21 protein-coding genes are annotated in these 20,805 nt (G+C 64.4%); 11 read left to right on the top strand and 10 right to left on the bottom strand.

Annotation, left to right across the window (positions count from 1 at the left end; genetic code table 11):
• Positions 1-26 precede the first annotated feature (26 nt).
• Together AC0L23_RS25205 and queF are read left to right on the top strand one after the other, a co-directional pair.
• On the top strand, positions 27-1,004 hold the full coding sequence (locus AC0L23_RS25205) for a Vgb family protein (RefSeq protein WP_085353231.1): 978 nt from the start codon (positions 27-29) through the stop codon (positions 1,002-1,004).
• Between the two features lie 51 nt (positions 1,005-1,055).
• Complete coding sequence (queF, locus tag AC0L23_RS25200; protein ID WP_018458066.1) at positions 1,056-1,508, top strand: preQ(1) synthase; 453 nt, start codon at positions 1,056-1,058, stop codon at positions 1,506-1,508.
• A gap of 22 nt (positions 1,509-1,530) precedes the next feature.
• On the opposite strand, the gene AC0L23_RS25195 is transcribed toward queF, so the two are convergent.
• Both AC0L23_RS25195 and AC0L23_RS25190 read right to left on the bottom strand, forming a co-directional pair.
• Positions 1,531-2,154, bottom strand: a complete 624-nt coding sequence (locus AC0L23_RS25195) for a dihydrofolate reductase family protein (RefSeq protein ID WP_085353575.1) — start codon at positions 2,152-2,154, stop codon at positions 1,531-1,533.
• Between the two features lie 17 nt (positions 2,155-2,171).
• On the bottom strand, positions 2,172-2,474 hold the full coding sequence (locus AC0L23_RS25190; protein WP_143273393.1) for a hypothetical protein: 303 nt from the start codon (positions 2,472-2,474) through the stop codon (positions 2,172-2,174).
• 110 nt (positions 2,475-2,584) lie between these two features.
• Here AC0L23_RS25190 and AC0L23_RS25185 point away from each other — a divergent pair, with 110 nt between their 5' ends.
• On the top strand, positions 2,585-3,001 hold the full coding sequence (locus tag AC0L23_RS25185) for a winged helix-turn-helix transcriptional regulator (protein WP_026233493.1): 417 nt from the start codon (positions 2,585-2,587) through the stop codon (positions 2,999-3,001).
• A gap of 30 nt (positions 3,002-3,031) precedes the next feature.
• Here AC0L23_RS25185 and AC0L23_RS25180 read toward each other — a convergent pair whose 3' ends face one another.
• The 3 genes from AC0L23_RS25180 to AC0L23_RS25170 all read right to left on the bottom strand — a co-directional run bounded on the left by AC0L23_RS25180 (position 3,032) and on the right by AC0L23_RS25170 (position 5,555).
• Positions 3,032-4,240, bottom strand: a complete 1,209-nt coding sequence (locus AC0L23_RS25180; RefSeq protein WP_085353232.1) for an MFS transporter — start codon at positions 4,238-4,240, stop codon at positions 3,032-3,034.
• A complete protein-coding gene (gene kdsA / locus AC0L23_RS25175) occupies positions 4,240-5,103 on the bottom strand; it encodes a 3-deoxy-8-phosphooctulonate synthase (RefSeq protein WP_018458071.1) in 864 nt (287 codons plus the stop codon). Before kdsA ends, AC0L23_RS25180 begins: the two co-directional genes overlap by 1 nt.
• Before the next feature lie 125 nt (positions 5,104-5,228).
• A complete protein-coding gene (locus AC0L23_RS25170; RefSeq protein ID WP_085353235.1) occupies positions 5,229-5,555 on the bottom strand; it encodes an NIPSNAP family protein in 327 nt (108 codons plus the stop codon).
• Positions 5,556-5,751: 196 nt separating this feature from the next.
• On the opposite strand from AC0L23_RS25170, the gene AC0L23_RS25165 reads away from it, so the two are divergent.
• From AC0L23_RS25165 to AC0L23_RS25155, 3 genes are all read left to right on the top strand, one after another.
• Positions 5,752-6,426, top strand: coding sequence for a response regulator transcription factor (locus AC0L23_RS25165; RefSeq protein WP_085353237.1), 675 nt, complete (start codon positions 5,752-5,754; stop codon positions 6,424-6,426).
• On the top strand, positions 6,423-7,799 hold the full coding sequence (locus AC0L23_RS25160) for a sensor histidine kinase (protein WP_085353239.1): 1,377 nt from the start codon (positions 6,423-6,425) through the stop codon (positions 7,797-7,799). Before AC0L23_RS25165 ends, AC0L23_RS25160 begins: the two co-directional genes overlap by 4 nt.
• Positions 7,800-7,902: 103 nt before the next feature.
• The gene (locus tag AC0L23_RS25155; RefSeq protein WP_018458074.1) at positions 7,903-8,565 is read left to right on the top strand and encodes a class I SAM-dependent methyltransferase; all 663 of its coding nucleotides are present in this window, start codon (positions 7,903-7,905) and stop codon (positions 8,563-8,565) included.
• A gap of 4 nt (positions 8,566-8,569) precedes the next feature.
• Here the strand turns inward: AC0L23_RS25155 and AC0L23_RS25150 are convergent, their stop codons facing one another.
• The 3 genes from AC0L23_RS25150 to tpiA form a co-directional block, all read right to left on the bottom strand.
• Positions 8,570-10,201, bottom strand: coding sequence for a CTP synthase (locus tag AC0L23_RS25150; RefSeq protein WP_007590604.1), 1,632 nt, complete (start codon positions 10,199-10,201; stop codon positions 8,570-8,572).
• Positions 10,202-10,367: 166 nt separating this feature from the next.
• Positions 10,368-10,754: a preprotein translocase subunit SecG gene (secG, locus tag AC0L23_RS25145; RefSeq protein ID WP_007590603.1), complete on the bottom strand. Its 387-nt coding sequence runs from the start codon at positions 10,752-10,754 to the stop codon at positions 10,368-10,370.
• Between the two features lie 157 nt (positions 10,755-10,911).
• Positions 10,912-11,670, bottom strand: a complete 759-nt coding sequence (gene tpiA, locus AC0L23_RS25140; protein WP_085353242.1) for a triose-phosphate isomerase — start codon at positions 11,668-11,670, stop codon at positions 10,912-10,914.
• 223 nt (positions 11,671-11,893) lie between these two features.
• Here tpiA and AC0L23_RS25135 point away from each other — a divergent pair, with 223 nt between their 5' ends.
• The 4 genes from AC0L23_RS25135 to moaC are packed head-to-tail and all read left to right on the top strand — an operon-like array spanning position 11,894 to position 16,193.
• A complete protein-coding gene (locus AC0L23_RS25135) occupies positions 11,894-13,792 on the top strand; it encodes a peptidylprolyl isomerase (protein ID WP_085353243.1) in 1,899 nt (632 codons plus the stop codon).
• 14 nt (positions 13,793-13,806) lie between these two features.
• A complete protein-coding gene (gene trpD, locus AC0L23_RS25130; protein WP_085362122.1) occupies positions 13,807-14,820 on the top strand; it encodes an anthranilate phosphoribosyltransferase in 1,014 nt (337 codons plus the stop codon).
• Positions 14,821-14,827: 7 nt separating this feature from the next.
• Positions 14,828-15,649 (top strand): indole-3-glycerol phosphate synthase TrpC, encoded by an 822-nt coding sequence (trpC, locus tag AC0L23_RS25125; protein WP_085353247.1) that lies wholly within the window; start codon positions 14,828-14,830, stop codon positions 15,647-15,649.
• 1 nt (position 15,650) lies between these two features.
• Complete coding sequence (gene moaC, locus AC0L23_RS25120; RefSeq protein WP_085353249.1) at positions 15,651-16,193, top strand: cyclic pyranopterin monophosphate synthase MoaC; 543 nt, start codon at positions 15,651-15,653, stop codon at positions 16,191-16,193.
• Positions 16,194-16,202: 9 nt separating this feature from the next.
• Here the strand turns inward: moaC and AC0L23_RS25115 are convergent, their stop codons facing one another.
• Entirely contained in the window at positions 16,203-16,304 is a 102-nt protein-coding gene (locus AC0L23_RS25115) for a Flp family type IVb pilin (RefSeq protein ID WP_085353576.1), read from the bottom strand.
• 142 nt (positions 16,305-16,446) lie between these two features.
• On the opposite strand from AC0L23_RS25115, the gene AC0L23_RS25110 reads away from it, so the two are divergent.
• Entirely contained in the window at positions 16,447-19,179 is a 2,733-nt protein-coding gene (locus AC0L23_RS25110; protein ID WP_085353250.1) for a bifunctional diguanylate cyclase/phosphodiesterase, read from the top strand.
• A gap of 277 nt (positions 19,180-19,456) precedes the next feature.
• On the opposite strand, the gene AC0L23_RS25105 is transcribed toward AC0L23_RS25110, so the two are convergent.
• Complete coding sequence (locus tag AC0L23_RS25105) at positions 19,457-20,794, bottom strand: S41 family peptidase (protein WP_026233497.1); 1,338 nt, start codon at positions 20,792-20,794, stop codon at positions 19,457-19,459.
• Positions 20,795-20,805 lie beyond the last annotated feature (11 nt).

The raw sequence follows: 20,805 nt of genomic DNA, 5'->3' as shown, positions 1-20,805 counted from the left end.
CAATCTGAAACAGTCGGGGTAACGCCATGAATCGCCGCCAGTTTCTTGCCTCGAGCATCGCCCTCCTCGCGACCCGCCCGAGTTTTGCGCAGGAAGGCCCGTTCCGGACAAAATACTACCCCATTAGCTCCGGCATCGGTCTGCACGACCTCGCTCCCGCTCCCGATGGCACGGTCTGGTTTACGGCCCAGGGCAAGGGCCTGCTCGGCAGGCTCGATCCGAAGGATGGCAGCCATAAGACGGTCAGCCTCGGCCAGGGCGCCGCCCCGCACGGCGTGACCATCGGCCCCGACGGCGCGCCCTGGATCACCGAGGGCGGCCAGAATGCGATCGCCCGCGTCGATCCTTCCGACCTCAAGGTCACCCTGTTCCGCCTGCCCGAGAAGTTCGCCTACGCCAATCTCAACAGCGGCGTGTTCGACAAGGACGGCACCTATTGGTTCACCGGCCAGTCCGGCTATTACGGCCGCCTCAAGCCGAACGCGGGCGGGATGGACGTGTTCAGGGCGCCCAAGGGCGTCGGCCCCTACGGAATCACCGTCACGCCCAAGGGCGACGTCTGGTATGCCTCGCTTGCCGGCAGCTATATTGCCAGGATCGATCCGGCGACGGGCAGCGCCAGTGTGGTCGAGCCGCCGACGCCGAGCCAGGGTTCGCGACGGGTCTGGTCGGATTCGAAAAGCCGGATCTGGGTCAGCGAGTGGAACAGTGGCCACGTCTCGGTGCACGATCCCGCGGAAGACTCCTGGAATACCTGGAAGCTGCCCGGCGAGCGTCCCCGCACCTACGCGGTCTATGTCGATGACAAGGACAAAGTCTGGCTGACCGATTTCTCCGCCAACGCCATCGTCCGCTTCGATCCCGCCACCGAGCGCTTCAACGTGTTCGCCAGCGACAAGGCTAACGCCAATGTGCGCCAGCTCGACGGGAGGCCGGGCGAGCTCTGGGGCTGCGAATCCGGCAACGACCGGATCGTCATGATCCAGACGGTCGCCGCCGGTTGACGACAGCGGCATTTGCGTCCATCCCGGCACGCGGAACAGGATGTGACGACAATGGCGAAGAAATCCCTTCAGCTGGGCCGCGCGGTCGAATGGCCGCACACACCGGAAGAAGCGCAGCTCGACCGCGTGCCGAACCCGCAAAAGGGCACGGACTATCTGGTACGCTTCACCGTGCCGGAATTCACCTCGCTCTGCCCGGTCACGGGACAACCGGATTTCGCACATCTGATGATCGACTACGCCCCCGGCCAATGGTTGCTGGAATCGAAGTCGCTCAAGCTCTACATCGCGAGCTTCCGCAATCACGGCGCCTTCCACGAGGACTGCACCGTGATGATCGGCAAGCGCATCGCGAGCGAGATCAAGCCGAAGTTCCTGCGCATCGGGGGCTATTGGTATCCGCGCGGCGGCATTCCAATCGACGTGTTCTGGCAGACGGGCCGCGCGCCGAAGGGATTGTGGGTGCCCGAGCAGGGCGTCGCGCCCTATCGCGGCCGGGGCTGAGCTTGAAGAGACCGTTTCTGACTCACCGCGTTCGGTCTCGACCGCGAAGATTTGCTCGCTCGGGGGACGAGGTATAGCGGCTAACAACCATGCCGCTCGAATAAGCCTTGGCCTCGAGTAATTTTAGCTTCCTGAACCCCGACGCCGCGAAGATCCTGACGCCGTCACCCAATACCGCCGGGTTGACGTAGAATTGAAACTCGTCAACGAGACCGTGTTCGATCAGCGCCGCGGCAAACCCCGCGCCACCGAACACGCCAATGTCGCGCCCTCGTTGGCTCTTTAAGGCGCCGACCACCTCGTGCAAATCTCCGCTGACAAGCGTGGTTCGTTCCCACGCCGGCTCCGTTGGCTTATTCGTCGGAACCATTTTGCTCATTTCTGTGATACGCTTAGCGAACGCGTAGAATGGCTCAGTTGGGTAGCGGTTCGCTGCGTTCTCCCAATGCCGTAGATACCCTTCATTCAGCATCTTCCGACTGAGAAGAATCGTGCCGATGCGCTCGAAGTGTGCATTGAAATCGCGCTTCAGTTCATCATCCCAAAAGTTGTTGTCACCCCAACCCCATAGCTGCCAATTTACCGTTCCGTAGGAGCCGACAAAGCCATCGGCTGACACCTGCATCTGAAGGATAAGTTTTCGCATCGGTCTATTCTCTCGAATCATGCAAGGATCGAAGCTGCGAACGATTCAGCAGCCCATTGTTTGAAGGTCGTTCGAGTTGTGTTTTCTGAAGCTGGCGTGTCGAGTGCCCATCGCTCTTGGCGATTGAAGCTCGCTGGGGTTTCGATCAACGCTTCCGTGAAGCTGGCTGATATCCCGTTTGCGATCATGCTGCTGCGGGCGTCATCGAGCGGGACAGATCGATAAGTCACGTCTTTGCGCAGTTTCCTGCCCGGGAGCTCTGTCACCTTCTGAAATATGTAAAAGCCGCCGCTTGCAACCTGATGGATATCTGCGGGCATTTTCCACCACTCCTCCAGCATTGAGACTTTATGATTGGTTTACATTTGGAAGCATTGACGTCAGCCTCGAATGATGTCAATAGTAAATCGATTTACAAAGGGAACTACGGATGTCGGGAAGACAGCGATCAGGTTGCCCAATCAGTCTGTCGCTGGAGTTGCTCGGCGATCGCTGGACGCTGCTGATTGTGCGTGACATCGTTTTCGCGGGGAAACAGCACTTCCGGGAATTTCTGCAGTCCGATGAATCGATATCATCGCGGACGCTTGCGGAGCGGCTTCAAACGCTGCAAGAAGGCGGCGTGCTTACCCGTCATGACGACCCTACGCATAAACTGAAGGCGATTTATCGCCTTACGGAGGCGGGCATTGATCTGCTGCCTGTCCTCGCCGAGCTTGGCTTATGGGGCAGCAAATATCGTAATGCTGATCCGGATCTTGGTGCGATTGCCGAGAGACTATCGGCGGGGGGCCCCAAGATGCTTTCCCAGATGAAGCATAAACTGAGGAAAGGAGGTTCTAAATGACGATACGCCGCGTCAGGCGCTAGACATCTTTTAGGCGACTGCATCCGATGGCGCCCGCTGTTTCAACAGCCGCGCACAGGCGAAGCCCAGCGCGACCATGATCGCGGCGCTCGCGAACAGGGTCGGCATCTTGCCGCCATGCTGGAGGCCAAGTCCATAGGCGAGCGGCCCCACCGTCTGCCCCATGAAGAAGAAGAACGAATGCAGCGACAACGCGGTTGCGCGCGCCTCGACCGAGAGTTCGCTGGCAAACATCTGAAGGCAGCCATGGGCGATGTAGAAGCCCCATCCCATCACGATGAGATTGAACGCCTGCACTTCCCAGCGCAGGCCGAAGCCGACGGCAACGAGCTGCGAAGCCACCAGCGTCATGCCCGCGATCATCATTCCCTTCATGCCCAGCCATGGCAGCAGGCGCGACACCGTCAGCGTGTAGAACAAGCCGCCGACCGCAAAGCCCGCGATGACGATGCCCGCGATCGAGAGCGAGGTCTGACCGAGCTCGAACAGGAACGAAGCGATGTAGGGAAACAGGCCGAGCACGCAGCAGCCTTCGATGAACACCGCCGCATAACAGACATAGGCGTTCGGGTTGGTGAAGATGGTGCGATAGCCCGCCTTCAGCGCCGACAGGCTCGTCTTCGGCGGATGCTTGACCTTGGCGCCACGAAAACCGGCGGCGACCGCGATCGAGGCAACGATCACCAGCGCGCCGAGCACCGCCAGCACGCCGCGCCAGCCGAGGAAATCGCCGATCAAGCCGGAGGCCGAGGCGCCGAGGAGATTGCCCGTCATCGCGCCGGCGAGCGTGCGGCTGATCGCGACCTGGCGCTTCTCCGGACCGACGAGATCGCTGGTCAGGCTGAGCGCCACCGGAAACACGCCGCCGGAGCCGATACCGGCGAGGATACGGGTCGCGAACAGAACCGAGAATGAGCTCGAGAGCGCCCCCAGGATGTTGGCAAGGCCGAGCAGCGCGAGGCAGCCGATCATCAGCCGCGTCTTGCCGAACAGATCGGCGGCGGCGCCGACGATCGGCTGGATGATCGAGAAGGTGAAGGCGAACACCGCGGCAAAACCGGCAGCGGTCGCGATGCTGACGCCAAAGTCCTCCGCGACGTGCGGCAGCACCGGATCGAGCGCGCGCGCGGAGAGCGCCGCGGCGAAGCTTGCACCGGAGATGACGTAAAGCGCGGCCGGCAGGCCGTGATCGTGCGCCCGCGCCTCGCCTTGCTGCATCAGCGCGGGTCGGCTTTGGTCGAATCCTTGGCGAGCGCGTCGAACGCCATCAGCCTTCGGATCAGCCCTTCGAACTCGCGCAGCGGCACCATGTTGGGTCCGTCGGACGGCGCGCTGTCAGGATCGGGATGGGTCTCGATGAAGATACCGGCAACACCGACGGCGACGGCTGCGCGTGCGAGCACCGGCACGAATTCGCGCTCGCCTCCGGAAGACGTCCCCTTCCCGCCCGGCTGTTGCACCGAATGAGTCGCGTCGAAGATCACGGGGGCGCCGGTGGTGCGCGCCAGGATCGGCAGCGCGCGCATGTCGGAGACCAGGGTGTTGTAGCCGAAGGACGCGCCGCGTTCGGTGACGAGCACGTTGGGATTGTTCGCGCTCGTGATCTTGGACACGACGTTGGCCATGTCCCAGGGCGCAAGAAACTGACCCTTCTTGACGTTGACGACCTTGCCGGTTGCGGCCGCCGCCAGCAGCAGATCGGTCTGGCGACATAGGAAGGCGGGAATCTGCAACACGTCCACCGCCTGCGCCACCTCGGCACACTGCCCGGCGTCATGCACGTCGGTCAGGACCGGCAGGCCGAGCGACGATCGGATTTCGGCGAAGATCGGCAGCGATTGTGCAAGTCCGAGGCCACGCGCGGCCGACGCGCTGGTGCGATTGGCCTTGTCGAATGAGGTCTTGTAGACGAGGCCGATCTGCAGTCGCGCGGCGATCTCCTTCAGCGCGGAGGCCACCTCCAGCGCATGCTGGCGGCTTTCGAGCTGACACGGCCCGGCAATGATCGAGATCGGCAGATCATTGCCGAATTTGACCTTGCCAATGGTGACGACCGGCGCCGCTGACGTCGAAGAGCTCAAGGCAAATCCCTCGTTCCGGCGCGACCATAGCCGCGATGAAGGGCGGATCAACCCCATTCGGCCTGGGCTCCCAGAATATCAGGGTTGCGCCCAGGCTCTCCGCGACGCCCTCGCGCCGGCCGTCTCTACTTCACCGACGAGAAGGCGGTCGGCGCCAGGATCTGGCTGACGATGTTGCCGACGATCTGGCCGTCCGCCTCGCTCTCGGCGCGCCCTTTCATCCAGTCCGGATCGGTCATGAAGGCGGCCCACTTCTTCTCGCGCTCGGCGAGCGACTCCCAGGCCAGGAAATAGGTCAGCTCCTGGTTGGATTCACCGATCACGGTCGTGAAGAACCCGGCCTGCTTGATGCCGTGCTTTTCCCACACCTTCAGCGTGACGGTCTCGAACCGCTTGAGCAGTGCCGGCAGGCGGCCGGGCACGCAGCGATAGATGCGCATTTCGTAGATCATTCATATTCCTCCCTGATCAGGTCCGGCGGTTATAACGGCCGGCCCCGACGGTGTCTTGAGGCCCGCTCAGCCGCCCCGGTAGCGTTCCGTGCATGGCTAGAGCCCGCTCAAGCCGCTTCATCGAGAGCGGGTTCCCGCAATGCTGCCGCAATGATACGGCCGCTAGAATGGCGCGATTGAGGTTGAGGTGGGGATCATGCGGATTTTGCTCGTCGAGGACGAGGCCGAAATGGCCGACGCGCTGGCGTCGGCGCTGAAGCGCTACGACATGGTCGTGGACCACGCCCCCACGCTTGCCGAGGCGGAAGAGGCCATTTCTGCCGACGTCCACGCCGCCGTCCTGCTCGATCGCCAGCTTCCCGATGGCGACGGTCTCACCCTGATCCCGAAACTGCGGGCGCGCGCCGACGGCGTGCCGATCATCGTGTTGACGGCGCGCGGCGAACTCGCCGACCGGGTCGCCGGCCTCGACTGCGGGGCGGATGATTATCTGTCAAAGCCGTTCGCGGTGGAGGAATTGCTGGCGCGACTGCGCGCCGTGCTGCGCCGGCCCGCCGGGCTGCATCCCGACATCATGCACGCCGGCCGCCTCGCCTTCGATTTCGGCCATCGCGAGGCAAGCATCGACGGGGCTCCGCTCGAGCTGCCGCGGCGCGAGCTCCTCGTGTTGGAAGCCCTGGTCCGCCGCATGGGCCGGACCGTGCTGCGCTCCGCGCTGGAAGAAGCCGTCTACAGTTTCGACGACGAAATCCAGTCGAACGCGCTCGATACGCACGTGTCGCGCCTGCGCCGCAAACTCTCGGAAGCCGATGCGCGCGTGGAGATCCATGGCATCCGCGGCGTCGGCTATCTGCTGAAAAAGCTGCCATGAGCAAGCACCACGATCCCTATTGCCTGCGCTCGCGGCTGAGCTGGCGCCTGCTGTCACTCCAGGCGGTGCTGCTCACGGCGCTCGTTGCCGTCATCGTCGGGGCGTTGAGCGTGTCGGGATTCGTGATCGCCGGGCGCGACGAAGATCGCGTGATCGATATCGTCCAGCGCGCGCTCGGACGCGACGCGCAAGGCGACCTGGTCCTGCGGCCGACGACCGAGCTGAAACAATTGCGCAGCGAGACCCCCGATCTCTGGTTCCTGGTCCGCGACAGACAGGGACATTCGCTCAGCGAAGGCGCCGTGCCGGCCGAATTCGCCGCCATCGGCAGCGGCCTCGACCAGATCAGCCAGGCCCGGCTCGGCTGGCAGCTGTTCGAGGACGATCCGCGCAAGCCCCCGGCGCGGCTGAAGCGGGTCGATACCGACGCCGGCAATGTGCAAATCATCACGGCGACGCAAGGCAAGCTCACGGGCGCCAAGGCGTTGATCATGACATCGCTTGCACTGCTCGGCATCGCCCTGCCTGGCCTGCTCCTCATGGGAACGGCGACGTTCATCGCCACGCCGATGATCGTGCGGCGCGCCTTCGAGGCGCTCGATGCGACGGCGGACCAGGCGCGGCACATCGACATCCATCAACGCGGCACGCGGCTGTCGCTGGACCGGATTCCGCTGGAAGTCGTGCCGCTCGTGACCGCGGTCAACGACGCGCTGGCGCGGCTAGACCAGGGCTATGCCCGCCACAAGCGCTTCGTCGCCGATGCCGCACACGAGTTGCGCACACCGATCGCGATCCTGAACACGCGGCTGGAGTCGCTTCCAGCGGGGCCGGACAAGACCCGGTTGCTGGAGGATTCCGCGCGCCTGGCAACGCTTGCCGAGCAGCTGCTGGACATTCAAAGGCTCGACCGCTGCGGCCATCCCTTCACGCGCGTCGACCTCGTCGCAATCGCGCAAAGCGCGGCCGCAGATCTTGCGCCGCTGGCCATTGCCGCCGGCTACGAGTTGGCGCTCGACGCCCCCTCCACGCCGGTCGAAACGATCGGCGATGCGGCGGCGCTGGAGCGCGCGCTGACCAACCTTGTGCAGAATGCGATCCAGCACGGCCCGCGCCGCGGCACCATAGGCATTCGTGTCAGCAGGCCCGCGAGCATCGAGGTCACGGACGAAGGCGCCGGCATTCCGGCCGATCAGCGCGAACAGATATTCGAACCGTTCTACCGGCTGACACCGCTCGATCGCGGTGCCGGCCTCGGTCTCAACATGGTGCGCGAGATCGTGCTCCTGCATGGCGGCCACATCTCGGTCGCGGACACAGCGATCGGCGGCGCGTGCTTCAGGATGTCACTGCCGCCCGTCCGGGAGAATTGACGCAATCGACAGGCGGCACGCAATGCTGTCGCAATGCACTCAAGCGATTGTTCGGCCGCCTCACCTCTGACCTGCGAGGCGCAACCAAGATGCCGGAGTGCGCATGCCCAACGATTTCCTCTCGTTCTTCCTGTCATGGATGTCAGCCCCGCGCCGCGTCGGCGCGATCGCGCCGTCAGGCGCGGCGCTGGCCGATCTCATCACCCGCGAGATCACCGCATCGACCGGCCCTGTTCTCGAGCTCGGCCCCGGCACCGGCGCGTTCACCTACAAGCTGCTCAAACGCGGCGTGCGCCAGCAGGACCTCACGCTGATCGAATACGGCTCCGACTTCATGAAGGTGCTCCAGATGCGTTTTCCGAACGCGCGCGTCTTGTGGATGGATGCAGGGCGGCTCGCAACGGAGCGCCTCTATGACGGCGCGCCCGTCGGCGCGGTCGTGAGCGGCCTGCCGCTGCTCAACATGTCGACGCGCAAGGTGGTCTCGATCGTCGGTGGCGCGTTCAGTCATGTCCGCCCCGGCGGCGCCTTCTACCAGTTCACCTACGGCATGAGTTGTCCGATCCCGCGGCCCGTGCTCGACCGGCTGGGCTTGCGCGCAAAGCTGGTGGATCGTGCCCTGCTGAACGTGCCGCCGGCCGCCGTCTACAAGCTGACGCGACGGCCGCAGATGAAGCTCGTCACGGGATCGCTTGCGCCTGATACGTCAATGCCGGCCGCGCCGGAGCCGATGCATCTTGCAGGTGACTGCACCGCCACGCGCTGAGCGATTACACCAGGCGGCTCTGAACCATTGCCGCGCGAATGAACGACGCGAACAGCGGATGCGGCTCGAACGGTCGCGACTTCAGTTCCGGATGGAACTGGACGCCGATGAACCAGGGGTGATCCTCGTACTCGACGATCTCCGGCAGCACGCCGTCGGGCGACAGGCCCGAGAATTTCAGCCCGTGCTGCTCGAGGCGATCCTTATAGGCGGTGTTGACCTCGTAGCGATGGCGGTGGCGCTCGGAAATCTCGGTCGCGCCGCCATAGACTTCCGAAACGCGGCTGCCGCGATTGAGCGCCGCGGGATAGGCGCCCAAGCGCATCGTGCCGCCGAGATCGCCGGCGTTGGTGCGCTTCTCGAGCTCGTTGCCGCGCAGCCATTCCGTCATCAGGCCGACCAAGGGCTCCTTGGTCGGGCCGAACTCGGTGGAGTTGGCCTCCTCGATCCCGACGAGATTCCGAGCTGCCTCGATCACCGCCATCTGCATGCCGAAGCAGATGCCGAAATACGGCACGTCGCGCTCGCGCGCGAACTGCGCCGCGCGGATCTTGCCTTCGGCGCCGCGCTGGCCGAAGCCGCCGGGCACCAGAATGCCGTTGACGTGCTCGAGGAACGGCGCGGGATCTTCCTTCTCGAAGATCTCGCTTTCGATCCAGTCGAGATTGACCTTCACCTTGTTGGCGATGCCGCCATGGGAGAGCGCCTCGATCAGCGACTTATACGCATCCTTCATGCCGGTATACTTACCGACGATGGCGATGGTGACGTTGCCCTCGGGATTGCGGATGCGCTCGTTGATCTGCTGCCAGCTCCGCAGCTCCGGCGGAATCCGCGAGCCGATGCCGAAGGCGGCAAGCACTTCGTCGTCGAGGCCTGCCGCATGGTAAGCCTGAGGGACAGCGTAGATGCTGTCGGCGTCGCGCGCCTCGATGACGGCGCTCTCGCGCACGTTACAGAACAGCCCGAGCTTGCGCCGTTCCTCCTTCGGGATCTCGCGATCGGTACGGCAGAGCAGGATGTCCGGCTGGATGCCGATCGAGCGCAGCTCCTTGACGGAGTGCTGCGTCGGCTTTGTCTTCAGCTCACCGGCGCTCGGGATGTAAGGCAGCAGCGTCAAATGAATGTAGATGGCGTGATCGCGCGGCAACTCGTTCTTGAGCTGGCGGATCGCCTCGAAGAACGGCAGGCCCTCGATGTCGCCGACGGTGCCACCGATCTCGACCAGCACGAAGTCGTAATCGTCGTTGCCGTCGAGGACGAAATCCTTGATGGCGTTGGTGACATGCGGAACCACCTGGATGGTCGCGCCGAGATAATCGCCGCGCCGCTCCTTGGAGATGATGTCCTGATAAATGCGCCCGGTCGTGATGTTGTCGGCCTTGGTCGCCGGCCGCCCGGTGAAGCGCTCATAGTGACCGAGATCGAGGTCGGTCTCCGCGCCGTCATCGGTCACGAACACTTCGCCGTGCTGATACGGCGACATCGTTCCGGGATCGAGATTGAGATAGGGGTCAAGCTTGCGGAGGCGGACCTTGTAGCCCCGAGCTTGCAACAGGGCACCGAGTGCCGCTGAAGCCAGACCCTTGCCGAGCGAAGAAACCACGCCGCCGGTGATGAATATGTACCGCGCCATGGGGCTTAACCTCTAATCCCTCGAATTCGATTCGCCAAAGCGATTCGTATTCCGCCCCAAACATTTTGCGGGGCTGTGGGTGAGCCAGAACTGAAAGTGGTGACAGAGCCTTGATAGGGATTGTTGATCCAGGACGGTAGAAGCCGCCCTGCATGGCCCCCCTGTTTTATTGCGAACGCGGTACCTGCGGGCCGCTCGGTGCCGGAGCCTGCTGCTGCTCGTCGGCCTTCTTCAGCGAATCCAGGATGCCACCCGAGGTCGGCGGCGCGATCGGTCCGCCACCGGCCGGCTGTGTCTGCGACGCCGGCGCACCGATGATCGACGACGGCTTGCGGTCGTAGCCGGCATACCAGGACAGGAACAGGCTGGTGAGGAAGAAGCCGACGGCCAGTATCGCGGTGGTCCGCGTCAGAAGGTTCGCCGTGCCGCGGCTCGACATGAAGCCTGCGCCGCCTCCCATGCCGAGGCCCCCGCCTTCCGACTTCTGGAGCAGGACGGCGCCGATCATAACGGTGACGATCATGAGGTGAATGACGATGACAACGGTCTGCATAGTGTCCTTCCGTCACAAGCCGACAGCGCCGAGACGGCGGCCAATCGTGCTTCGCGGGGTTTTCCTGAAGTTGCGCGGTGTTACACGATCGGACGGGGCATTGCCACCCCCGATCAGCCCCGGACCAGTGGTTTGAACCAGCCAGGGACGGCCCTGCCTAATTAGGGCAGCCCTGCGCAATCGCAAGGAAATCGGCCGCCTTCAGACTGGCCCCGCCGACCAGCGCGCCATTGACGTTCTTCACGGCCATCAGCTCGGCCGCGTTCGAGGGCTTGACCGAGCCGCCATAGAGAATGCGCATCCCGGCGCCGTCGGCCTTGAACCTGGAGGTCAGGAATTCCCGGATAAAGCCATGAATCTGCTCGACATCCCGAGACGTCGGGGTCAGGCCGGTGCCGATCGCCCAGACCGGCTCATAGGCCACGACCAGATTGGCGGAGGTCGAGCCATCCGGCAGCGAGCCGGTGAGCTGGCCGCGCAGGATATCCAGGGTCTGGCCCGCATCGCGCTGGCCCTGCGTCTCTCCGATACAGACGATCGCCGTCACCCCGGCGCGCCAGGCGGCCTCAGCCTTCTGCCGGATCAGGGCATCGCCCTCGCCATGGTCGGCGCGGCGCTCGGAATGGCCGACGATGACGGCGGTCGCACCCGAATCCGCTAGCATTTCGGCGGCGATGTCGCCGGTATGGGCGCCCGAGGCTTTGGGGTGGCAATCCTGGGCCCCCACCGCGACCTTCTTGCCGCGTGCCTTCTCGGCAAAGGCAGCGATCAGGGTCGCCGGCGGGCAAACCAGCAGCTCGGCTTTGCCGGCCACCTCTGCCGCGCCATTGAGCATGGCGTCGAATTCGGCAGTCGAGGCCTTGAGGCCGTTCATTTTCCAGTTGCCGGCGATCAGGGGGCGGATGGCATCGGTCATGTCAAATTCCAGCAAAATTTGGTTTGTTCATGCGCTAGCAGAGGTCCCGTGGCAGTTCCAGAGACCAGGGGCTTTTAACCGCAGGGATCGAAAGCCCGCTAGACCCGAGGTTGCGGGGGGAAAGCCACCACTTTATGATGATTGATCAATTTGGTGACGCGCTTTTGCGGAATCTGCATTAAGACGCGCTCCCGTTCCCCTCCTGCCAAACAAGTTGGACCAAATGCTTCGAGGAATGCGCAAGGCCTCATCAAACTGGCTCGGCAAGACCATTATGGCCATTGTGATGGGCGTGCTGATCATCAGTTTCGGCGTTTGGGGCATTGCCGACATCTTCAAGGGTTTTGGGCAATCCACCGTGGCCAAGGTCGGCGGCACCGAGATTTCGTTGAACGAGTTCCGCCAGATTTACACTGATCGCCTCCAGCAGATCAGCCGCCAGTTCGGCCGGCCGCTGTCGCCTGAGCAGGCGCGCGCCTTCGGCCTCGACCGTCAGGTGCTCCAGCAGACGATCGCGGAAGCCGCCCTCGACGAAGAGGCGCGCCGGCTCGGGCTCGGCCAGTCCGACGACCAGATCCGCCAGCTCATCATGAACGACCCGAACTTCAAGGGCGTCGGCGGCAACTTCGATTCGAACCGCTTTCAGTCCGTGATCCGCAATTTCGGCTATACCGAGCAGCGCTACGTTTCGGAGCAGCGCAAGGTCTCACTGCGTCGGCAGATCACCGGCACGATCGGTGCCGGCCTCGAGCCGCCGAAGGCGATGCTCGACGTGCTGACGCGCTTCCAGAACGAGCAGCGCGCCATTGAATTCGTCAGGCTCGACGCAGCCCAGGCAGGCACCATCGACGCGCCATCGCCGGAGGCGCTCGCCGCCTATTTCGAGGATCACAAGGTCCAGTTCCGCGCGCCCGAATATCGCAAGATCGCGTTCGTCGTGGTCTCGCCGGAGGAGATCGGCAAGTGGAGCGAGGTGTCGGACGAGGACGCCAAGAAAGCATTCGACCAGCGCAAGGACCGGCTCGGCACGCCGGAGAAGCGCCAGATCCAGCAGATCGTATTCCCCAACGCCGCCGAGGCACAGGCCGCACGCGAGCGGCTCACCAGCGGGACGTCGTTCGAGGACCTCGGCAAGGAGCGCGGACTGAGCGCGTCTGACGTCGATCTCGGGCTCGTGACCAAATCCTCGCTCGATCCCGCCGTTGGAGACGCTGTCTTCGCGCTTCCCGCCGGTGAAATCAGCCAGCCGATCCAGGGCCGTCTCGGCACGTCGATCGTCAAGGTCGAAAAGATCGAGCCGGGCACTGAGGCGAACTACGCGAGCGTTGCCGCCGACATCAAGCGCGAGATCGCCACCGAGCGTGCGCGCGTCAAGGTCGCCGATCTCCGCGACAAGATGGAAGACGAGCGCGGCGGCGGTGCCAGCGTGATCGACGCGGCGCAGAAGCTCGGCCTCACCGCCTTGACCATCGACGCCGTCGACCGTTCCGGCCGAGCGCCGAGCGGCCAGCCGGTCTCCGGCATTCCGCAGGGCCTCGACGTGGTGTCGCAGGCCTTTAACACCGATGTCGGCGTCGACAATGACTCGATCTCGTTCAAGGGCGGCTATGTCTGGTACGACGTGCTTGCCATCACGCCCTCGCGCGACCGCAATCTCGACGAGGTTCGCGACCAGGTCGAGGTGCGCTGGCGCCAGGACCAGATCGCGACCAAGCTGAAGGCCAAGGCGACCGAGATGGTGCAGAAGCTCGAATCTGGCGGCAAGCTCGCCGACGAAGCAGCCGCGATCGGCGCCAAGGTCGAGACCGCCACCGGCTTCAAGCGGGACGACTCGCCCGCCAGCGTGCCCGCGGCCGTCGTGTCGGCCGCCTTCCGCATCGCCAAGGACGGCGTCGGGCAGACGGCAGTGACCGGCGGCACCGAGGTGATCGTGTTCCGCGTTACCGAGATCATCGATCCCACCGTCGATGCCGCTTCCGATGCGGTCAAGAAGCTGAAGGACAGTCTCGACCGCGCGCAGACCGAGGAGCAGGTCGCGTCCTACGTCAACAAGCTTGAAACCGACATCGGGACCACGATTAATCAGGCCGCCTTCGCGCAGGTGACCGGCGCGAACCAGTGAGTTGAAAGCACGCGATGGACGACCTGAAATCGATCATTGGAAAAGTGGCGACCGGCGCCAGCCTGTCGCGTGACGAAGCGGCTTCCGCCTTCGACGCCGTGATGTCCGGCGAGGCTACGCCCTCGCAAATGGGCGGCCTCCTGATGGCGCTGCGGGTGCGCGGCGAGACCGTGGACGAGATCACCGGCGCGGTCTCGGCCATGCGCTCCAAGATGCTCACGGTCGATGCGCCCGCGGACGCCGTCGACATTGTCGGCACCGGCGGCGACGGCTCCGGCTCGGTCAATGTCTCGACCTGTGCCTCCTTCATCGTTTCGGGCGCCGGTCTGCCGGTGGCCAAGCACGGCAACCGCGCGCTATCGTCGCGTTCGGGCGCTGCCGACGTGCTGGCTTCGCTCGGGGTGAAGATCGATCTGAGGCCCGAACAGGTCGGCCGCTGCATACGCGAATGCGGCATCGGCTTCATGTTCGCGCCCGCCCATCATCCCGCCATGAAGAACGTCGGCCCGACCCGGGTGGAGCTTGCGACACGCACGATCTTCAACCTGCTCGGTCCTTTGTCCAATCCGGCCGGCGTGAAACGGCAGATGGTCGGCGTGTTCTCCCGACAATGGGTGCAGCCGCTGGCGCAAGTGCTCAAGAACCTCGGCTCTGAATCCGCCTGGGTCGTGCACGGTTCAGACGGCCTCGACGAAATCACCCTCACCGGCCCGACCTTCGTCTCCGCGCTCCACAATGGCGAGATCCGGAATTTCGAGGTGACGCCGGAGGACGCGGGCCTGCCGCGCTGCGAGGCCGGTGCACTCAAAGGCGGCGACGCCGACGCCAACGCTATCGCCTTGCAGGGCGTGCTCGACGGCAAACCGAGCCCCTACCGTGACGTCGCGCTGATCAACGCCGCTGCCGCATTGGTCGTGGCGGGGCGTGCCGGGGATCTCAAGGAAGGTGTCGTGATCGGCGCAAAATCGCTCGACAGCGGCGCGGCGCGCGCGCGGCTGAAACATTTGATCGCGGTCTCGAACGGCTGAGCCTGACATGTCGGACATCTTGACCAAGATCGAAGCCTACAAGCGCGAAGAAATCGCTACGGCCAAGCGCGCGCAGCCGCTGTCGGCGGTAGAGGCGAAGGCCAAGGCGCAAGCAGCACCGCGCGGCTTCCTGCGCGCGATCAAGGCCAAGCACGCCAATGGCGACTACGCGCTGATCGCGGAGGTCAAGAAGGCGTCGCCGTCAAAGGGCCTGATCCGCGCCGATTTCGATCCGCCGCTGTTGGCCAGGGCCTATGAGGCCGGCGGCGCTGCCTGCCTGTCCGTGCTGACGGACACGCCCTCGTTCCAGGGCCATCTCGACTTCATGGTGGCGGCCCGCGCGGCAACGTCACTGCCGGTGCTGCGCAAGGATTTCATGTTCGACATCTATCAGGTGGCGGAGGCCCGGGCGCACGGCGCCGACTGCATCCTGATCATCATGGCGGCGCTCGATGATGCCGCGGCAAAAGAGCTCGAGGATGCCGCCATCGCCCACGGCATGGACGTGCTGATCGAGATCCACGACCGCGTCGAGCTTGACCGCGCGCTGAAGCTGCGTTCGCCGATGATCGGCGTCAACAACCGCAATCTGCGCACCTTCGAAACCACGCTTGCGACCAGCGAAACATTGGCGCCGCTGATCCCCGGCGACCGGCTGATGGTCGGCGAGAGCGGCATCTTCACGCCCGCCGATCTCGCCCGGCTCGAGCGCGTCGGCATGTCGACCTTCCTGGTCGGCGAGAGCCTGATGCGGCAAGCCGATGTTACCGCTGCGACGCGCACATTGCTGGCGCGCGAGACGACGGCGCGCGCGACGGGCACGCGCTGACATGGCCCGCAAGCCGACCGCGACGAAACCAGCCAAGTCCGAGTCCAAGACCCAGTCCAACACCAAGAGCGGCCCTGCCCTCACCCATATCGGCGCCTCCGGCGAGGCGCGGATGGTTGACGTGTCGGACAAGCCCGCCAGCGAGCGGCTCGCGGTCGCGGAAGGACGCGTCGTCATGACCAGGGCGACGCTTGACCTGATCGTGTCCGGCAACGCCAAGAAGGGCGACGTGCTCGGCACCGCCCGCATCGCCGGCATCATGGCCGCCAAGCGCACCGCGGAGCTGATCCCGCTCTGCCATCCGCTCGCGCTGTCGAAGGTGACGGTCGAGATCGAGCCAGACGCAACGCTGCCGGGCTGCCTCGTCCGCGCCAGCGTGAAGGTCACGGGCCCGACCGGCGTCGAGATGGAAGCGCTCACCGCCGTCTCGGTCGCCTGCCTCACCATCTACGACATGATCAAGGCGGTGGAGCGCGGCGTGCGCATCGAAGGCATCCATCTGGTCGAGAAGCTCGGCGGCAAGTCCGGCCATTACCGCGTCTGATTGCGGCTGCTACTTCAACGACGCGCTGATCGACCCGAATTTTGAATTGAGCTTGCTGCCCAGGCCGTCCACCACGGCGACGATCGCGAGCGCAATCAGCCCATACTCGATCGCATATTGATTGCTTTTGCGAGGGTCCCTTCACGGCCCATTAACCCAGCTTGCTAACTTCGCCTCCACTCCGTTCCCGTAAACCAACGGATGTTTCCGGGGCCAAGAATTGACCCTGGCGTGTGCACGACAACGATCGATCATGATGACGGGATTCGGCAGTCGCCTTTTTGACCAAGCCTTCGTGCGCAGCGGACCGATCCGCTGGCTGGTGGTGGGCGGCACGCTGTTGATCGCTGCGATCGCCGTCGGCGCGACGCTGATGGCGCAGAATTTCCGCGAACGTGCGCTGCGCGGCTCCGGGCGCGAGCTGGAAAACACCGTGCTGATGCTGGCCCATCATTTCGACCAGCAATTGCAGGATTTCGCGGTCATCCAGAAGGATTTTGTCGACTACGTCCGCGCAAGCGGCATCACCAGTGCGGCGGACTATCGCAAGCGCCTCGCCGGCCAGGACCTCCACCGGATGCTGCGTTCGAAGATCGAGGCACTGCCCTACATGGGCGGCGTCAATATCATCGATGCCGAAGGCAATTTGATCAATTCGTCGGCGGCATGGCCGGCCCCGAACGTGAACGTTGCCGATCGCGCCTATTTCCAGACCTTCCGGTACGATCCCGACGCTCCCGACGTCCTGATCGAGCCACTCTACAGTCGCATCTCTGGCGCATGGACCATCCTGATCGTGCGCAAGGTCGTCGGACCGAACGGCGAATTCATGGGTGTGGTCGGACGCGGCATCGAGCCGGCAAACTTCGAAAAATTCTTCGAGTCCGCCGTGCTCGGCGAAAGCACGACGATCTCGATGCTGCACCGGGACGGCACGATGCTCGCCCGTTATCCCCATTCCAGTGAATTGATGGGACGGAATTTCAAGAACGGTCCGTTCGCGCATCAAAGGGTTTTCGGGCTCGACCATTTTACCGGCCGCTTCATGAGCCCCGTCGACGGCGAGGACCGGCTGATTTCCTCACATGCCCTGCCTCACTTCCCGATCCTGATGATGGCCACCACGACGCGCGCGACGGCCCTGACGGACTGGCGCGAGCAGATCGGCATCCTGATCTCGGTCGCGGCCTCTTCCGCGCTCGCCATCGCGGGCGTGTTGATCGCGATCGTTCGCAAGCTCCTGGAGCAGCATCGTCTTTCGCGGGAACGGCTGACGCTGGAAAAGCAGCGTCTCGACCGCGCCGTCAACAACATGACCCAGGGCCTGCTGCTGTTCGACGCCTCGCAGCAGCTCGTGATCTGCAATCAGCGCTACATCGAGATGTACGGGCTGTCGGCCGAAATCGTGAGACCCGGCTGCAGCTTTCACGACATCATTGCACACCGCAAAGCCACCGGCTCGTTCACCGGCGATGCGGACCAGTATGTCGCACGGGTCCTGCGCGACGTCCACGTGCGCAATTCCATGGTGGTCGAGACCTCCGACGGTCGCTCGATCCAGATCGTGAACGAACCGCTCACGGATGGCGGCTGGGTGGCGACGCATGAGGACATCACGGAGCGCCGGCGTATCGAGGAGCGCATCACCCATCTCGCTCATTACGACGCACTGACCGACCTGCCCAACCGCACCATGTTCCACGAGCATCTGCGTCAGGAACTCGATCTCGTCGCCGGCGGCGAACAACTCGCGGTGCACTACATCGACATCGACGAGTTCAAGGGCGTCAACGACGCGCTCGGGCATCTCGTCGGCGACGAGCTCCTGAAGTCGGTCGCGCAGAGCCTCCACCGGTGTGCGGGTCCGACGGACTTCGTGGCGCGCCTCGGTGGCGACGAATTTGCCATCGTCCAGAGCGCGGTGACATCGCCGGATCAGGTCAACGAGCTCGTTGCGCGGGTTTTCGAGGCCATCCGGGCGCCGTTCGACTGCATGGGGCATCATCTTGCCACGGACGCCAGCATCGGCATCGCGCTGGCGCCGCAACATGGAACGGCGCTGGATCAGATCCTGAAGAACGCGGACATGGCGATGTACGCCGCCAAAGCCGCGGGGCGCCGCACCTATCGCTTTTTCGAGTCGGAGATGGACGCCAAGATCCACGAGCGGCGGCAGCTCGAGATCGACCTGCGCCACGCCATCGCCCAAGGCGGGCTCGAAGGCGGCCTCGAGGTGTATTACCAGCCCTGCCTCAGCCTGAAGGACGACCGCATCACCGGCTGCGAGGCGCTGGTGCGCTGGCGCCATGCCGAGCGCGGCATGGTCTCGCCGGCGGAGTTCATCCCGATCGCCGAAGACACCGGCCTGATCAACGAGATCGGCGAATGGGTGCTGGCGACCGCCTGCCGGGATGCGGCGAACTGGCCCGACGACATCCGCCTCGCCGTCAACGTCTCGCCGGTGCAGTTCAAGAGCGGCACGCTGGCGCTGAAGATCATGGCAGCGCTTGCCGCCTCCAATTTACCGGCGAGCCGGCTCGAGCTCGAGATCACCGAGGCGGTGCTGATCCGCGACGACGACACCGCGCTTGCGATCCTGCATCAACTCCGCGCCATCGGCGTCCGCATTGCGCTCGACGATTTCGGCACCGGCTACTCCTCGCTGAGCTATCTGCACCGCTTCCCCTTCGACAAGATCAAGATCGACCGCTGCTTCGTCAACGACATCGCCGGCCCTGACGGCTCCGCCAGCATCGTGCAGGCGGTCGTCAATCTCGCGGCCGCCCGCCGCATGACCACCACGGCCGAGGGCGTCGAGACCGAGGAGCAGCAGCGGTTGCTGCGCGCGCTCGGCTGCTCCGAGATGCAGGGCTATCTGTTCAGCGCCGCAAAGCCCGCCGACAAGGTGCTGGAGCTGTTCGCAGCTCATCGCAGCCGTCTCGCCCGGCGTAATGGCGAGGAAGGCCGGCGCCGCGAGGCAAGCTAGTTCGGACCTCGTGGTCGGCGCAGCGGCATTCCCAGAAGCTCTCCTCGATACACACGACGCAGGTGTCGCGGAGGTCATGCAATTGCTGGAGTTGCGGGTTCATCCCGGCGGCGAGGTCTGGTCGAGCGCGACCGCGCCCGCCGCTGGGCCGAGCGCGATGGCTGCAACGAGGCCACCTTCGCGGCCATGAACCCGAGCTGACACAGCGTCCCGAAACAAGTTCGCCCGGGAACGGCTATCCGCTCTCGGGCGATCAACACCTTACCGTCGCGAGCGCCTAGTTCGGCACCGCAGCCTTCGACGCCGGCTTGGCGGCGACCGCATTCGCGGTTTGGCCGTGCAGGAAGTCGTAGGCCGTATGCAGGGCCTTGTCGTCTTTCGCTTCCGGTGGGACATAGGACTGCGATCCGGTCTGCTCGGTGCCGTCGGCTGCCTGGAGATGACCGCGCATCTGGGACTCCGCCATGGTGTCCATCCGGCCCTTCAGCTCGGGCGGCACGTCTTGGAGGATCTCGATGTCGGGCGCGATGCCCTGGGCCTGGATCGAGCGGCCCGAGGGCGTGTAGTAGCGCGCCGTGGTCAGCGCCAGCGCGCCGTTGCCGGTGCCGAGCGGAATGATGGTCTGCACCGAGCCCTTGCCGAACGAGCGCGTGCCGATCAGCGTCGCGCGCTTGTGGTCATGCAGCGCGCCGGCCACGATCTCCGAGGCTGAGGCGGAGCCGCCGTTGACGAGAACCACCAGCGGCTTGCCCTTGGTGAGGTCGCCACCATGGGCGGTAAAGCGCTGGGTCTCTTCCGGATTGCGGCCGCGGGTCGAGACGACCTCGCCACGCTGCAGGAACGCGCTCGACACCGACACGGCCTGGTCGAGCAATCCGCCCGGATTGTTGCGCAGGTCCATCACGTAGCCCACCAGCTTCTCCGGCGGAACCTCCTTGGTGATCGATGCGATCGCCTTCTTCAGGCCATCGGTGGTCTGCTCGTTGAACGAGGTGACGCGGATATAGCCGATATCCCCGTTCTCGACGTGGAAGCGCACGGGACGCACATGGATGATCTCGCGCTTGATCGCGACGTCGAGCGGGGCGTCGGCGCCCTTGCGCACGATCGTGAGCTTGGTCTGGGTCTCGACCGGCCCCTTCATCTTGTTGACGGCCTGCTCGAGCGTCATGCCCTGCACGGCATCGCCGTCGATCTTGCTGATGAGGTCGCCCGACATGATGCCGGCCTTGGATGCCGGCGTGTCGTCGATCGGCGAGACGACCTTGACCAGCCCCTCCTCCATCGTGACCTCGATGCCGAGCCCGCCGAACTCGCCGGAGGTGGTCTCCTGCATCTCGGTCCAGGCCTTGTCGTTCATGTAGCGCGAGTGCGGATCGAGCGAGGTCACCATGCCGGTGATCGCGCCTTCGATCAGCTTGGCATTGTCAGGCTTCTCGACATAGCTCGCCTTCACCCGCTCGAACACTTCGCCGAACAGATTGAGCTTGGAATAGGCGTCATCCGCGCTCGCTGCCGCCCGTGCCGCCCATACGCCGCCGTGCGGACTGGCTACCAAAAGGGTCAGACACGCTCCGGTGAGCGCGCCCAGTGGAAACAGCAGGGTTTTCCGCATGGATAGGCTGG

It is taken from the genome of Bradyrhizobium sp. MI1.4 (assembly GCF_055811315.1).
The sequence above is the reverse complement of the archived record's forward strand: the minus strand, read 5'-3'. Positions and strand labels throughout refer to the sequence as shown.